This is a genomic window from Deltaproteobacteria bacterium, assembly GCA_016874755.1.
Classification (GTDB): domain Bacteria; phylum Desulfobacterota; class Binatia; order UBA9968; family UBA9968; genus DP-20.
Window position 1 is genome coordinate 28,772 of the sequence record VGTH01000010.1, and the last position, 16,269, is coordinate 45,040.

Sequence of the window (16,269 nt, forward strand, 5' to 3'; positions counted from 1 at the left end):
GTCAATGAGTACGATTATCGATGCCGATGCCCATGTAGCGATCCCGGAGAATTTGTTTGCCGAGCGCTTCCCGGCATCGCTGCAGAATCGCCGGCCCAAACGGTTGGTTGTCGATGGCGATAAGTTTTTCTGGTTGGTGGAAGGACGCATGGTGCCCAAGCCTTCCGGCCGTGGACCGGGGACGCCGCGGGGGTTTACACCGCGCGGCGCGCCCAAGGATCACTATCTCGACAACGTGCCGGGACGGCTCGAAGACATGGACCAAGAAAACATCCGGGTCGCAGTGCTCTATCCTGATCTCGTCTTGGTCGATCCCGACATTCAAGACCGCGAGCTTGCCAGCGCTATGGCGCGGGCGTTTAACGACTACGCCGCCGAGCAATGCAAGAGCGCCGCGTCGCGCCTAAAGCGCGTAGCGGTGATCGCGCTGCAAGACGGAAGAACTGCGGCGGAGGAATTGGAGCGCGCCATGACCCAGCTCGATTGTTGTGGCGCCGTCATCGCGCCGTTCTTCGGTGACCGCATGCTTAGCCATTCTGACTTCGAGCCCTTCTTCCGGCGCGCCAATGACCTGAACGCCGCCATCGCGGTCCACGGCGTCACCGGTGTTTATTCCATGCCTTGGCAGGATTTGTTCTACAACACCTTTGCTGCCCATATGGTCGCTATGCCGGTGGCCTACATGGTCGCGCTCACCGCGCTATTCGACGGCGATATGTTCGACAAATATCCCAAGCTGCGTTTCGCTTTTCTCGAATCGGGCTGCGGCTGGGCACCGTATTGGGTGCATCGGCTTGACGAGCATCTGAAAAATCGCAAGCCAGGTCACACTCCGGCTTCGGAGCTGGTGCGTGATGGACGAATCTTCTTTGGCTGCGAGCCGGGCGAATATCATATTCCGCACGTGATCGCCGAATTGGGCGACGGCTGCTTGCTCTACAGCTCGGACTATCCGCATGGCGATAGCAAATGGCCGGAGACCGTGCGCATGATTCGCGACGTGCCGGGGGTGAGCGCGAGCGCGCAGGGGAAGATCCTGGGGGAGAATGCGGCCCGCTTTTATGGCTTCGCGACTTGAAAATGGAAAGTGGAAAATTGAAAATTTCGGAGCCCTCACCCCTGCCCCCTTCGGCAAGCTCAGGACAGGCTCTCCCATCGGAATGGGCGAGAGGGTCGGATTTTGAGAGCGAGAAAAGGATGTTGAAATGGAAATGATTGCGTCGTCGTTAGTCTACAAAGATCTGCGCGGCTATCTCGCTGCGGCCGACAAGCTCGGTGAAGTACGTCACGTCAACGGCGCGGATTGGGATTTGGAGCTGGGCGCGATCACGGAAGTGGCGGCGCGGGCCAATAACCCTAAGGTCGTTTTGTTCGACGAGATCAAGGGGTATCCGAAGGGCTTTCGTGTTGTCACTAATCCGGTTTGCTCGACGGCGACGACGGCGCTGGCGTTTGGACTTGATCCGACGCTCGCTGGTTTGGACGTCGTTCGGCAGTGGAAAGATCGGCTCGGCAAGCAGACGCCGATCACACCGGCCGAAGTCTCCAGCGGGCCCATCACCGAGAATGTCGACCGCGGCGACAAGATCGATCTGCTCAAGTTCCCGACGCCGCGTTGGCATGAAGAAGACGGCGGGCGCTACATCGGCACCGGCTGTATGGTGATCATGGAAGACCCCGATGGCAAGTGGACGAACGTCGGCACTTACCGTGTGTGCGTGCATGATAAAAATACGTTGGGTATTTGGATTTCGCCGGGCAAGCATGGCCGGTTGATCCGCGAGAAGTATTGGGCGCAGGGCAAAGGCTGTCCGGTGGCGATCAGCTTCGGCCAGGATCCGGTGCTGCAGAAAGTGGCGAGTTGGTACGAGCCCTGGGGTGTGTCGGAGCTAGAAATCGCCGGCTGGCTGTTTGGCGAGCCGGTGCAATATGTGCGCGGCAAGGAAACCGGACTGCCGATCCCCGCGACTTCGGAACTATGCGTCGAGGGCTTCATCGTGCCGCCGGCGGAGGATAGCCGCGCCGAAGGACCGTTTGGCGAGTGGACTGGCTATTATGCCTCGGGCACGCGCAATGAACCGGTGGTCAAAGTGAAGAACGTTTTCTACCGCAACGATCCGATCATCTTCGGCATGCCGCCGGGTATCTCCGGCAAGTCAGTGCCACTGAGCGCGGCCAATGTTTGGCTCGCTTTAGAGAAAGCCGGCGTGACCGATGTGCAGGGCGTGTGGGAATATCAGACGCGCTACATCACCGCGATCTCGATCAAGCAGAAATACGGCGGTCACGCCAAGCGAGCCGCGATGGCGATGCTGGGCTCAACCTACGGCTACCATCGCCGCTTTGTCATCATCGTCGACGACGACGTCGATCCATCGAACATCGATGACGTCCTGTGGGCGCTGGCGACCCGCTGCGATCCGGCCACGGCGATCAACACGATCACCGAAGCCTGGAGCACGCCGCTCGATCCGCGCATCACGCCCGACGCGCGCGCGGCGCGGAATTTTACGAACTCCGTCGCGATCATTAACGCCTGCCAGCCGTATCATTGGAAAGATCAGTACGCGAAGACCTGTTACTTTCCGGAAGAGACGCGGCGAGCGGCGGCGGCGAAGTGGAAAGACGTGCTGAAGTTAGATTGATGGAGTGTTGGCGTAATGGCGTACTGGGTGGAAAATAAGAAACGACATTGGGGCTCTTGGGTGGTTGTTTGTGCATTTGCAGCGATGTGCTGGCTGGCGAAGGGCATTGCGTTAGCTGCGGAACCTTGGAGTCTCGAATGGGAGAAAACTCTTGCTGCCGCGAAGAAGGAAGGCGAAATTTCTTTCTATGGCAGTGAAGGCTACGAAAAGATTTTTGAAGTCTTCCAAAAAAAGTATCCCGAGATCAAAGTTCGCTCGAACACGAGCCGGCGCGGCAGCGAGCATGGCCAGGCGGTGATGACCGAGCGGCGCGCTGGGCAGTTTGTCGTCGATCTGTTTATCAACGGCGTGGTTACGCCCAACACCGTTTTCTACAAGGCCAACATTCTAGAGGCGATCCGGCCGCAGCTGATTCTTCCCGAGGTGGTCGACGAGTCGAAGTGGTGGGGCGGCAAACATCACTACGCCGATCCGGAGAACAAATATATTTTCGTTTTTCAGGGCAACGTGCACGGCAGCGAGAGCGCCTACAACACCAAGTTGGTGAACGGTAAAGAGATCAAGTCGTATTGGGATTTTCTCGATCCCAAGTGGAAGGGCAAGATCGTCGCCTACGATCCGAGCCGGGTGAGCACGGTGGCGCATTCGCTGCGTTTTCTTTTCAACCATCCCGATCTCGGCGCCGAATATGTGAAACGCCTGTTCGGTGAAATGGATATCACTTACTCGCGCGACGAGCGGCAAATGATCGATTGGCTCGGTGCGGGCAAGTACGCCATCGCCTTTTTCGTGACTGAAGTCGAGGCAGCGGCCAAGCAGGGCCTGCCGATTCGCGACTTCGAGCCGACGCAGTTCAAAGAGGGCGCGTTTGTCGGCCCGTCGCAGGGCGGTATCAACATGTTCAAAAACGCGCCCCATGCGAATGCCGCGAAAGTCGCGATCAATTGGCTGCTCTCGCGCGAAGGGCAAGACACCTATCAGAAAGTGTATGCATCGGTGGGCGATGTTCGCCAATCCATGCGGGAAGATATTTCCATGGACGTGATCCCATCGTCGCAGCGGCGCCAAAAAGGCGCGCGCTATATTTACTCCGGGCGGCCGGAGTGGTTGGATATGGCGGCGGTCACCAAAGTGATTAAAGAAGCGATGGCTGCAAAGAAAAATTGAAAATGAATAATGGAAAATTGAAAATGATCGGATCGGACGTCAATCGGTTAATAGGATTTGCCGCGGTAGTCGCGATTGTTTTGCTGGCGGCGGTCACACATGCGGGCGAGGCGGGCAAGTGGCAGGCTGATTGGGAGCAAACACTGGCGGCGGCGAAGAAGGAAGGGCAGCTGACGATTTATGGCAGCCCCGAATTCGAAGGCTTATTTGGCGAGCTGCACAAGAAATATCCGGAGATCAAAATCACCGGCGTGTTCAATCGCGGCGCGGACGTGGCGCGGCGCTTGATGGCGGAGCGGCGCGCCGATAAATTTCTCGCCGACCTTTATCTGAACGGGATGACGACCGGCTACAACGTTTTCTACAAAGCGAAAGTCCTCAATCCGATCCCGCCACAATTAATTTTGCCTGAAGTCACCGACGGCTCGAAGTGGTGGCGTGGCAAGCTTCAATATATCGATCCAGAAAACCAGTATCTGCTCAACTTCAATGGCGAGAACCGCATGGTGGTGGCGTTCAACACCAAGCTGGTGAATCCCGCTGAGATCAAATCGTATTGGGATCTGCTCAATCCCAAATGGAAGGGCAAGATCGTCGGCTACGATCCAACGCAGGGCGGCTCGGGCGATGCCATGCGCTTTTTCTATCATCACAAGAGCCTCGGGCCGGAGTTTATCCGGCGCATTCTGACCGAGACCGATATCGTGATCAGCCGCGACACGCGGCAGATGGGCGACTGGTTGGCCGGCGGCAAATATGCGATCTCGATCTTCGGGCCGGTATCACGCATGGATTTGGATTTGATGCAGGTTCAAGGTTTGCCGGTGGATTGGTTCAAACCCGATCACCTCAAAGAAGGAACCTATATCACCGGCGGCTCGGGCGGCGTCGCGCTGATCAAGAACGCGCCCCATCCCGCCGCGGCGAAGGTTGGATTGAATTGGCTGCTCTCGCGCGAAGGACAAATGGCTTATCAACGCCTGTTTACCCAGGGCAACGACGGCCCCGACTCTATGCGCATCGATATCCCCAAAGACAAGGTGCCGCGCGGCAACCGCCGGCCAGAGGTTGACGATTTTCGAACCCCCTTCGTCGATCGCGCCGAGTGGATGGACCAGGAGCCGATCAGCAAGTTTGTTAAGGAAGTTCTCGAAAAGCGTAAGGGGTGAGGCGTAAGGAGTAAGGGGTGAAAGAGGTCATTGCCACGATTTTGGTTTTTGTATTGGTCACTCTGGGCCACGCTGCCGAAGCACCCAAGTGGCAGGCTGAGTGGCAGAAAACCATTGAGGCGGCGAAGAAAGAAGGGCAGCTTTCGCTCTACGGCGGGCAGGAGATTACGCATCCCGACATCATTGCCGCGTTCAACAAAGAGTTTCCGTTCATCAGAGTAACATCCGCCAGTGGCCGGGCGGCGGATATGCTGACTCGCATCGTCGCTGAGCGGCGCGCGGACAAGTATCTCGCCGATATCACCGCGAGCGGGCCTAATGGGCCGCGCGTGCTCTATCTCAACAAGATTCTCGATCCGATCACGCCGACGTTTATTCTTCCCGAAGTGACCGATGCGTCGAAGTGGTACGGCGGGAAGCATTGGTACGCCGACCCAGAGAACAAATATATTTTCATGTTCGAAGGGACGATTGTCACGACGGGAATCTCGTACAACACAAAGATGGTCCAGCCCGATGAGATCAAGACTTACTGGGATCTGTTGCAGCCCAAGTGGAAGGGCAAGATTCTTGCGCAGGACCCGCGCGGCGCGGCTTTGCTAACTCCTGTGCTGATCCTTTATCATCGAGCTGGGCTGGGGCCGGATTACTTGCGTAAGTTTTATATGGACACCGACATCACGTTGTTCCGCGACCGGCGTCAGGGAACCAATTGGCTGGCGACCGGGAAATTTCCGCTCTGTCACTTGTGCCGTGAGATCGACAAAGCGCAGCAGCAAGGGTTGCCGGTGGATGATTTGCCGCCGGACAAATTGAAAGAAGGCGGGACTATTGGCGGCGGTGGCAGCAGCGTGCTGGCGCTGATCAACAAAGCGCCGCATCCCAATGCGGCGAAGTTGTTTATCAATTGGTACCTATCGCGCGCCGGGCAGATGGTCTGGCAGCATGTGATGAATGTCAAAGAAATTGAGGCGTCGGATTCCATGCGCGTCGATATTCCAAAAGACGACGTGCTGCCGGAGGGGAAGCGGGCGGCGGGGCGGCAGTATGAAGTGATTGGATTTCTCGATCCGGAGCCGGTGCAGAAGCTGTTGGGTGAGATTTTGAAATAGAAATAGGACAGAAGAATGGCCGCAAAAGACGCAAAATTGGGAAGAAGCATTGGGCAATAGGCAATAGTTGAAACCAGGACCGAGGTAGGGGCGCGATTTATCGCGCCGCTCGGATTCGGATTATTTAACCGCAAAGCCTGTCCTGAGCAATGTCGAAGGGAACGCAGAGAACGCAAAAAAATAAAATTCTAAACTTGGCGTCCTTTGCGCCTTTGCGCGAGGATCGTTCCGATTGAACGGAGGTATACATGGCCGAGCAAAAGACGATGGCGATTCGTGGTTTCTTTCGCGCCTATTCCCACCTGCCGATTTGGGAAGTGATGGACAAGGCGGGGATCTGGGAGCAGAACGGTTTGAAAGTCAGCTTCGAGTTTTGCGACAGCTCGGAAGCTGCCGAGAAAGCTCTGTTTGGCGGCGACGTCGATTTCGTCTCGGGCAATCACATCTCACCCTATCTGCTCGTCAAGCGCGGCAAGCCGATCGTTTGTTTGACCTCGCCGTCGAACGACACGCGCGATACGCTGGTGACTAATTTCCCGATCAGCTCGATGGCTGATCTCAAAGGCAAGCGCATCGGCGACACGACGCTGGTGGATTCCATCGGCGGGTATCACCACCCGCGCGGCAATCATATGCTTTTTGTTATGCGCGGCGGCTTGAAGTTGACCGACGTCGAATGGGTGGAACTGACCGAATCGAACAATGCCTTCAAAGAAATGCAGATGGACGTGCTGAAATCGAACAAAGTCGACGCGATTTTCGTCACTGGCAATACCGACAAGTTCAAAGCGGCGGGCATGCACGTGTTGGCGCTAGACCGGCTGCCGATGATCAATGGGCCAACGCTGACCTCGACGATCACGACCTTGGAAAGCAAACCCGGCTTGGCGGAGCGGCTCGTCAAGGCACAGGTCATGGGGATTCACTTCGCGCGGACGAAACGCGGCGAGACCGAAGCGATCCTCGATGGTCTGCGCAAGCGTGAGTCCGAGTGCAAGAACGTGCAGTATCGCAGCGTTTCGAAGCTCGCGCCCAAGCCGTATCCAGAGCATGAGGCGGTGGCCAATGCGTACAAGCTATGCTGCATGAAGAATCCTGAAGCGGAAGAGCAAAGCCCGTTGGCGCTGTGGGATATTCACTACCTGCGCGCGCTGGATCAATCTGGATTTATCGATGGGTTATATAAATGAGTTGTCGGATTGCCTCGCGCAAAGCCTGTCCTGAGCAAAGTCGAAGGGGCGCAAAGGACGCAAAGAAAGTCCGGTGTAGGGGCGCGATTCATCGCGCCCTCTTTGCTTTTGGCGCATTGGTGCTTGCTTTGATATCGGCAGGCCGTGCCCACGCCGGCCAATTCGACTGGAAGAAGGACTGGGAACAAACCCTCACCGCTGCCAAGAAAGAAGGTCAGGTCCACGTCTACATCTATCGCTACGATGGTTTGTTGCGCGACTTTAAGCGCGAGTATCCTGGCATTAACGTGGTCTCAGTGGTCGGCCGCGGCAACGATTTAGCCACGCGGATTTTGGCGGAGCGCCGCGCCGGCAGATACATCGCCGACGTTTACAGCGCCGGACCGGGCGGTAATTACAACATTCTTTACAAGGGTAAAGTGCTCGATCCGATCAAACCGATGTTGGTTTTGCCGGAAGTGGTCGACGAGTCGAAGTGGTATGCCAAAGAGCATCGCTACGTCGACGGCGATGGGAAATACATCTTTGCCTACCTTGCCAGCGCGAGCGATTCGCAGTTGGCGTACAATACGACGATGGTCAACCCGAAAGAGTTCAAATCTTACTGGGACTTTATCCAGCCCAAGTGGCGCGGCAAGATCGTGGCTCTCGATTTGCGCGACGGCGGGCTCGGCGGCACCATGCAATTTTTTTATTACAGCCCGGAGCTTGGTCCGGAGTTTATCAAGAAATTTTTCGGTACGATGGACGTTCAGTATTCGAGAAATTTTCGCCAGATGACCGACTGGCTGGCGCAGGGGCGCTTTGCGCTCTGCTTTGGCTGCAAGGATTCGATGCGGGCAAAAAATCAGGGGCTGCCGGTGGACGACTTCGACGTGACGCGGTGGAAGGAAGGCGGCAGTCTTTCGTCGGGCGGCGGTTCGCTGAGTGTGTTAAACCAGGCGCCGCATCCCAACGCGGCCAAAGTGTTTGTTAACTGGTTCCTGTCGCGGCGCGGCCAGATGGCGCTGCAAAAACTCGGTGACGTCGACGACGCGCCCAACTCACGCCGTATCGATATTCCTAAAGACGACGTGTTGCCGTCCAACCGTTTGGCGCCCGACGGCAAATATTTCGATGTGGTCAAACCGGAGTACGCCGATCAAAAGCCGATCTACGATCTTGCCAAGGAGATCATGGGGGCGGTGGAAGCCAAGAAATAGGTCGCGAAACCCCCAGGTTGACATTGAGCGACCCATGGGGAAAAATTCATCGGCTAGCCATTTTGCACGGAAACGGAGTGAACAAATTCGCGCATGATTAGAAATCGATTCGCCAAAGCGGTTTGGATCTTTGCGGCCCTGTTGTTGTCGCCGGCTGCCTACGCCGCTCAAGTCGATTGGAAAAAGGACTGGGAGCAAACGCTGGCAGCGGCTAAAAAAGAGGGTCAGGTCAACGTTTATATTTATCGCTACGAGGGGCTGCTGCGCGATTTTAAACGCGAGTTCCCCGGCATCAACGTGGTGGCGGTGACAGGGCGCGGCAATGAGATGACCAATCGCATCATGGCGGAGCGGCGCGCGGGTAAATTTATCGCCGACGTTTACAGCGGCGGCACCAATAGCCTTTATAACACCTTGTATAAAGGCAAAGCGCTCGACCCTATCAAGCCGCTGCTGGTGCTGCCGGAGGTGACCGACACTTCGAAATGGTTCGGCAATGAGCATCGCTACGCGGATCCGGAAAACAAGCATATCTTCGCTTTCATCGGATCGGCGAGCAATGCGCAGCTCGCCTACAACACCAAGCTGGTCAATCCCAGCGAGTTCAAATCCTACCAAGACGTGCTCAACCCCAAGTGGAAAGGTAAAATCGTCTCGCTCGACCCGCGCGACACCGGCTTGGGCGCGACCATGCAGTTCTGGTACTACAGCCCGGAGATCGGTCCCGAGTACATGAAGAGATTTTTCGGCGGCATGGAGATTACCTACGCCAAGAACTTTCGCCAGATGACCGATTGGCTGGCGCAGGGAAAGTTCGCCATCTGCATGGGTTGTAAAGATGCGCAGCGGGCAAAGAATCAAGGCTTGCCGGTGGAGGATTTCGATACCAATAGGTGGAAAGAAGGCTCCAGCTTTTCGGCTGGCGGCGGCTCGCTGGCTTATATGAATCAGGCCCCCAACCCGAATGCGGCCAAGATCTTCATCAATTGGTTTCTCTCGCGCAAAGGGCAGATCGCATTGCAAAAACTTGGCGACCCTGACGATCCGGCCAACTCGCGGCGCATCGATATTCCCAAGGACGACATTCCGATGGATAATCGATTGCTGCCGGGTGCAAAGTACTTTGACGTGGTCAAGCCGGAATACGGCGACATGAAGCCGATTTTCGATCTGGCCAGGGATATTATGGTTGCGGTGGATAAGGGTAAGTAATTGGGGCCTCACTTTCAGTTTCTTTTCCCGCCTCGGGGAAGGTTAGGATGCGGGCCATCGCAGCTTCTCACGCTACGTCCACCTTTGTCCTCCCCCGAGGAAGGAATTTAGGATTTGGGACGTAGCGCCATTCTGCAAGCAATTAAGGAGCAACCATCATGCTCACCAAAGAAGAAAATGAAATGCTCACCAGCGTCGGCAAAGGCACACCGTGCGGCGAGCTCTTGCGGCGCTACTGGATGCCGATCGCCGCTGCCGGCGAATTGACGGAAGCAAAGCCGATCAAAACGGCGCGTATTCTTGGCGAAGACTTAGTCGTCTACCGCGACAAGACAGGTCACTACGGTGTGGTCGGCGAATCTTGCCCGCACCGCAAGGCGTCGTTGGCGTTTGGCCGCGTCGACGAAGAGGGAATTCGCTGCCCCTACCACGGCTGGAAGTTCGATTGTACCGGCAAGTGCATCGAACAACCGGCGGAGCCGGAGAGCGGCGGTTTCAAAGACAGGATCAAACATGTGGCCTATCCGGCCGAGCGGCTTGGAGGATTGATCTGGACCTACATGGGACCGCTGCCTGCGCCGCTGTTGCCGCGCTTTGATGTCCTTACCTGGGAGCATGGCAGGCGTTGGGTTGAGAAGCATGAGCTGTACAACTGCAATTGGCTGCAGCCGATGGAAAATTCGGTCGACCCGTCGCATCTTTTTTGGTTGCACGGTGAGACCGCTCACCTAGTGGGTGTCGTCGGTAAATACGAGGAAGAGCATAATTTCATTCCCTTCGAATTCGGCATCATCAAACAGCGGCGCACGCCGGGTCGAAAGCCAGGCGAAGGCATGCAGCTCGATCAACATCCGCTGGTCTTCCCGATCACACTGCGTCATGTTTTTCGCGCCCTGAAGACGACCGGATTTTTGATGCAAAACATGCAGATCCGCGTGCCAGTGGACGATGCGCATACCCAAGTGTTCGTGGTCTATTTTACACCGAACGATACCGACAGATCGCCGGCGGACGGCGACACACCGTGGGAATATTTTCCGATCCGCAACGAAAAAGGCGAGTACCGCTTGGAGCATGTGCTGGTGCAAGATGCGATGGCGTGGGAAACCCAAGGGGCGCCGACGGACCGTTCGCAGGAACACCTCGGGGTTGGTGACGAAGGAATTATTCTCTTACGAAAACTTCTGCGCGAGCAGATCGAGATCGTGAAAAGAGGCGGCGAGCCGCTGGGCATCGTGCGCGATCCGAGCAAGAACAAATTGATCGAGTTCGACGTGATCAACGAGCGCGTCGGACTGTTCGGCAAAGCGCAGAAAGTGGCGTAGGCTTTCACGCTATTCTTCGCAGTCGGTTCCGGTTCCCCTCCCCCTTGCGGGGAAAGGCTAGGATAGGGCGTGCGCTGCCCGCGATAGCGATTTTCACTGGCACCCCTACCTCTGTCCTTCCCCATCAAGGGGAAGGATGTAAGAACCCGGGAGGACAATGCATTATGAAATTTCATTCGCAGATTTGTAGAAGGAGATTCTAATGGCAGAAATGGCTCAACCGGCAAGCGACTTAAAACCCGAGCGGCTCGATACTTACAAAGTCTGGCAAGCGCAGCAAAAAATTCCCTGTGTGCGCGGCTTTTTCGTCAAGGACGTCAACGAACTACCCGTGGAGTACTGGGATTTGAAAGGTGTGCCTTGCTCCTTCGTCATACTCGACGGCACCGGCGGTATCAATGACGGCTACGTCTGTGAAATTCCTGCAGGCGGCAAGACCAAACCGCAGAAGCATATGTACGAAGAGATGGTCTACGTGTCCAAAGGCTACGGCGCGACCACGGTCTGGCAGCGCGACGGCAAGAAGAAGCACACCTTCGAATGGGGGCCGGGTAGCATGTTCGCCATCCCGATCAACGCCGACTATCAGCACTTCAACGCGAGCGGCAGCGAATCGGCGCGTTATTTCGCGGTCACCAACTCCTGCTTCGTGATGAATCTGTTTCACAACGTCGATTACATTTTTAACAGCGACTACGTTTTCAATGATCGCTTCGATCCCCACACCGAGGGCTACTTCAACGGCGAGGGAACGGTCACCGGGCGGTTTTTCATGACGACCAACTTCGTGCCCGATACGCACACGCTCAAGCTGACCAACTATGACGAGCGCGGCAAGGGTAGCACCAATATGAAATTTGACTTGGCGCGCAACACCATGGGCGCCCATATTTCGGAGTTCCCAGTTGGCACTTACAAGAAGGGCCATCGCCATGGTCCCGGTGCCCACGTCATCATTCTCTCCGGGCAAGGTTATTCGGTTCTGTGGAAAGAAGGCGAAGGGATGCAGCGGGTCGATTGGGGCCGCGGCAGCGTGGTCGTGCCGCCGGACCAGTGGTTCCACCAACATTTCAACTCCGGCGCCCAGCCGTCGCGCTACCTGGCGCTGCGCTGGAATAACTGGCGCTACCGCTTCATGCGCTCGCAGGACGGCGAAGGCGGGACGTTTACGAGCCTCAAGCTCGGCGGCAACCAGATCGAGTTTGAAGACGAAGATCCGCAGATCCACAAAGACTTCGAGACGGCGATGAAGCTCGCCAGCGCAAAGTGCAACATGCCATATCACCCGGGGTGTACGCAGAAATAGCCGCGAGACGCGGCTATTTCGGTTTCGAGTTCGGGTTTCGTGTTTGAAAATGGCGGGCCGGCTTTCTAGCCGGCCTTTCTTTTTGGCGCGGACAGGATTGCCCGCGCTCGCGCGATTCCGATGGGTATCGGCGCGGCGCAACCCATCCTACGTTTTCGACCAAGAGTAGAATGGGTTGAGCGAAGCGATACCATCGTGCATTTGACCAGACGACCCGACTCGCGATACGACTCTGCTTAGCGAATCATTGAGGGAGATTTTTCTATGGCCGAAGCGACTTCGCCCGTGGCGATCAAGTACGAGCGCATTGATACCTATAAAGAATGGCAGCAGAAACAAAAAATTCCACTTGTCTCGGGATTCTTCGTTGAGGATTTGAATAAGGTCCCGGTGGAAAACTGGGATCTGAAAGGTGTGCCCTGTTCATTCGTGGTGCTTGATGGCACGGGAGGGGTGAACGACGGTTACGTCTGCGAGATTCCGCCCAAGAGCAAGACCAAGGAGCAGAAACATCTCTACGAAGAGATGATCTACGTCACCAAGGGCTACGGCGCGACGACGGTCTGGCAGAAAAACGGCAAGAAGCACACCTTCGAGTGGGGGCCGGGGAGTTTGTTTGCGGTGCCGATCAACGCTTACTACCAGCACTTCAATGCGAGCGGCACGGAGGCGGCGCGCTATTTCGCCGTGACCAATTCTTGCTTCATGATCAATCTGTTTCACAACGTCGATTTTGTTTTTAACAACGATTATCCGTTTCTCGACCGCTTCGATCCGGCGCAGGACGACTATTTCAGCGGCAACGGCGAAGTCACTGGGCGATTTTTTATGACGACCAATTTTGTCCCGGACACCCACACCATCGGCTTGGCCGACTACAGCGAGCGCGGCAAGGGCAGCACCAATATGAAGTTCAATCTCGCCGGACAAACCATGTGCGCGCATATTTCGGAATTCCCGGTGGGCACTTACAAGAAAGGTCACAAGCATGGGCCGGGGGCGCATGTGATCATTCTTACGGGGCAGGGTTATTCGGTGCTTTGGCCTGAGGGGAAAGAGATGCAGCGCGTCGATTGGAAACCCGGCAGTGTGGTGGTGCCGCCGGACCAGTGGTTCCACCAGCATTTCAATTCCGGCGCCGCGCCGGCGCGTTATTTAGCGCTGCGCTGGGGCAGTTGGAAGTTCAAATTTATGCGCATGCAGGACGGCGAAGGCGGTACTTACACGAGCATCAAGCAGGGCGGCGGACAGATCGAGTTCGAAGACGAGGATCCGCGCATCCACAAAGAGTTCGAAGAAGCGATGGTCAAAGCCGGCGCGCGCTGCAACATGCCGTATCATCCGGGGTGCACGCAGAAATAACCGCGCGGCGCGGCTATTTCGGTTTCGAGTTTCGGGTTTCGAGCTCCGGACTCGGTTGCGCATCGCCGACTCGAAACCCGAAACCTTGAACTCGAAACAGCGACTAGAGGAACCCTTTATGGCCAAACTAACTCTCAGTTTCGTTTCCGCCTACAACGAACGCGTTGAGCCGTTGATGAACGGCACGATCCAGGCCGAGGGCGTCGAGCTGATTCCGACGTACTCTGACCCTTCGGAGACGTTTTGGCGCCAGCTCAAGTTCAAGGAGTTTGATGTCTCGGAGTTGTCGCTGTCGTCGTATTTGATCGCGCGATCGCGCGGCATGGATTTTATCGCCATCCCGGTCTTCCCGGCGCGGCGCTTCTTTCATGCGGAGCTTTCCTATCATGGCGACTCGGGCATCAAGCAGGCGAGCGACATTGCCGGCAGGCGTATCGGCGTTGGCGAGTACCAGCAGACGGCGTCGCTCTGGGTGCGCGGGACCTTGGAGCATGACTTCGGCGTATCGCAGTACAAAGTCGACTGGTGGATGGAGCGGACCGAAGAGCTGAGTCACGGAGGCGCGACGGGATTTACTCCGCCGAAGGGAATCTCGTTTAACCGGATTCCGCCGGACAAGAGCATTGCGTCGATGCTGGTCAATAACGAGATCGACGTCGCGTCGGTGACGCGCGCGTTTTCGCGCGAGTCGAATATCATCGACCGCTCGACCCACATTCGCGCGCAGGGCGGCGACTGGAGCAAGGTGAAGCCGCTATTCCCTGACCGCATGGCCGAGGCCGCTCGCTTCGTCAAACAGCACGGCTTTGCGCCGGCCAATCATGCCTACGCGATCCGTGGCGACGTCGCGCGCAAGTATCCCTGGCTGGCGTTCAATCTTTACAAAGCGTTTTTCGCGGCGAAGGAAGCTTGGCGCGACCGTTTCGTTGAGAGCTTGCCGTCGGGATTGTTTTTCGGCCGAGAATACGTTGCCAAGACCCGGGAGATTCTCGGCGACGATCCCTATCCCTACGGCATCAAGGCGAATCGGCCGATGCTGGACACAATTATCAATTATTCCCACGAGCAGGGACTGACGCCGCAGAAGGCGAAGATTGAAGAGTTGTTTGCGCCGGCGACGTTGGATTTGTAGGTCTCTCACGGAGGATCGGTGATGATCCGCCAGAAAATCTTGCCTTACCTTAGGGCCATGAAAAAATCGTGCGCATCTCCGCCCGCGCCCAACAAACCTCCCCTAACCCCTCTTTTCCAAAGAGGGGAATCACCATGCGGAACAGTGGCATCTCAAATATTCATGACGAATATTCCGCGTCCCCCTTTGAAAAAGGGGGGCAACAGGGGGATTTTATTTGCTTGTTTCATTGCGCCGCTGGCGATTTTGCTGACGATGTTGGTTGCGGCTCAAGCACGTGGCGCAGAAACAGCGGCAACATCGGACAGCGAATGGGAGCGCACGGTCAAAGCCGCCGAGCAGGAAGGGCAGGTCAACGTTTACAAGATCGCCAGCGACTCGGAGTGGCAGGCATTTCAGAAAAAATACCCCAAGATCAAAGTAAACATTACCCATGCCACGGCGGCGCAGCACCTGCAGCGTATTATGGCCGAGCGGCGCGCGGGCAAATATTTGCCCGACGTGATTCGTCTCGGCGGCGGCACCTCGACTTCTCTCTTCAAAGCCAAGGCGCTCGATCCCATCGGCCCGGCCATGCTGTTGCCGGAAGTCAGAGATGCCACCAAATGGTTTGAGGGACGGCATCATTACAACGACATCGAGAACCAATACGTTTTCATCTATGCGGCCTTTCCGCTGCATTTGCTCGGTTACAATCCAAAAATAGTCGATGGGAATAGCCTGAAAGGCTACGCCGACCTGCTCGACCCCAAGTGGAAAGGCAAGATCACACTGAAAGATCCGCGCGATCCGGGCGGAGCCAGTCCGCTGCTATTTCTCTACTACAATCCGCAGCTCGGAGCGGACTTCATCAAAAAACTTTTTACTGTCTCGGGGCTGACGCTGATCCGCAACGAAGGGCAGCAACTGGACTGGGTGGCGTCGGGAAAGTATCCCATCGCGATCACCGCCAAACCAGAGCAACTGGAGAGCGCCAAGAGCAAAGGACTGCCGGTGGAAGTGCTCGACGCCCATATAATGAAAAAAGACGGCGTCGGCTTGGAAGCGGGCGGCACGATGGTCGCGTTGGCGAACAACGCGCCGCATCCGAACGCCGCCAAGGTGCTGCTAAATTGGTTCTTGTCGCGCGAAGGCCAAATGGCGGTGCAGAGACCGAGCGGCAACGAGCCTGGCTACAATTCGCTGCGCGAAGACATTGCGAAGGATTTTTTGCCGAGCTGGGCGCAGCGGCAGAAGGGCACGAACTACGTTCGTCTGTGGGGCCCGGCGGTGTGGGATCGCACGGCGATCACGGATTTGGTGAATGAGATGGCGAAGTGATTCGGAATTTTCTCGCGCAGAGTACGCAGAGATCGCAAAGTTCGGAAAAGAAATTTCACCACGAAGGACACGAAGATCACGAAGGGAAGCCCAAGAAGAAAATTTCCGAACTTCGTGTCCTTCGTCA

General features: G+C 56.4%; 13 protein-coding genes. All 13 read left to right on the forward strand.

Features of this window, described 5'->3' with window-relative positions:
- The first annotated feature begins 4 nt into the window (after positions 1-4).
- The 13 genes from FJ145_08220 (at position 5) to FJ145_08280 (ending at position 16,142) form a co-directional block, all read left to right on the forward strand.
- The gene (locus tag FJ145_08220; GenBank protein MBM4261402.1) at positions 5-1,078 is read left to right on the forward strand and encodes an amidohydrolase; all 1,074 of its coding nucleotides are present in this window, start codon (positions 5-7) and stop codon (positions 1,076-1,078) included.
- A gap of 127 nt (positions 1,079-1,205) precedes the next feature.
- Positions 1,206-2,645: a UbiD family decarboxylase gene (locus FJ145_08225; protein MBM4261403.1), complete on the forward strand. Its 1,440-nt coding sequence runs from the start codon at positions 1,206-1,208 to the stop codon at positions 2,643-2,645.
- Positions 2,646-2,660: 15 nt separating this feature from the next.
- Complete coding sequence (locus FJ145_08230) at positions 2,661-3,812, forward strand: extracellular solute-binding protein (protein ID MBM4261404.1); 1,152 nt, start codon at positions 2,661-2,663, stop codon at positions 3,810-3,812.
- 2 nt (positions 3,813-3,814) lie between these two features.
- Entirely contained in the window at positions 3,815-4,981 is a 1,167-nt protein-coding gene (locus FJ145_08235) for an extracellular solute-binding protein (protein ID MBM4261405.1), read from the forward strand.
- 17 nt (positions 4,982-4,998) lie between these two features.
- Positions 4,999-6,093 carry an extracellular solute-binding protein gene (locus FJ145_08240; GenBank protein ID MBM4261406.1) on the forward strand — a complete coding sequence of 365 codons (1,095 nt, stop codon included), beginning with the start codon at positions 4,999-5,001 and terminating at the stop codon, positions 6,091-6,093.
- Positions 6,094-6,341: 248 nt separating this feature from the next.
- The gene (locus FJ145_08245; GenBank protein ID MBM4261407.1) at positions 6,342-7,283 is read left to right on the forward strand and encodes an ABC transporter substrate-binding protein; all 942 of its coding nucleotides are present in this window, start codon (positions 6,342-6,344) and stop codon (positions 7,281-7,283) included.
- Complete coding sequence (locus tag FJ145_08250) at positions 7,280-8,485, forward strand: extracellular solute-binding protein (protein MBM4261408.1); 1,206 nt, start codon at positions 7,280-7,282, stop codon at positions 8,483-8,485. The genes FJ145_08245 and FJ145_08250 overlap by 4 nt, the downstream gene beginning before the upstream one ends.
- Positions 8,486-8,578: 93 nt before the next feature.
- Entirely contained in the window at positions 8,579-9,697 is a 1,119-nt protein-coding gene (locus tag FJ145_08255; protein ID MBM4261409.1) for an extracellular solute-binding protein, read from the forward strand.
- A 158-nt stretch (positions 9,698-9,855) separates the two neighbouring features.
- The gene (locus FJ145_08260) at positions 9,856-11,022 is read left to right on the forward strand and encodes a Rieske 2Fe-2S domain-containing protein (GenBank protein MBM4261410.1); all 1,167 of its coding nucleotides are present in this window, start codon (positions 9,856-9,858) and stop codon (positions 11,020-11,022) included.
- A gap of 202 nt (positions 11,023-11,224) precedes the next feature.
- Entirely contained in the window at positions 11,225-12,328 is a 1,104-nt protein-coding gene (locus tag FJ145_08265) for a cupin domain-containing protein (protein MBM4261411.1), read from the forward strand.
- Between the two features lie 264 nt (positions 12,329-12,592).
- A complete protein-coding gene (locus FJ145_08270) occupies positions 12,593-13,690 on the forward strand; it encodes a cupin domain-containing protein (GenBank protein ID MBM4261412.1) in 1,098 nt (365 codons plus the stop codon).
- Positions 13,691-13,808: 118 nt separating this feature from the next.
- Positions 13,809-14,822: a hypothetical protein gene (locus FJ145_08275; protein ID MBM4261413.1), complete on the forward strand. Its 1,014-nt coding sequence runs from the start codon at positions 13,809-13,811 to the stop codon at positions 14,820-14,822.
- Between the two features lie 21 nt (positions 14,823-14,843).
- Complete coding sequence (locus FJ145_08280) at positions 14,844-16,142, forward strand: extracellular solute-binding protein (protein ID MBM4261414.1); 1,299 nt, start codon at positions 14,844-14,846, stop codon at positions 16,140-16,142.
- The last annotated feature ends 127 nt before the right edge of the window (positions 16,143-16,269 follow it).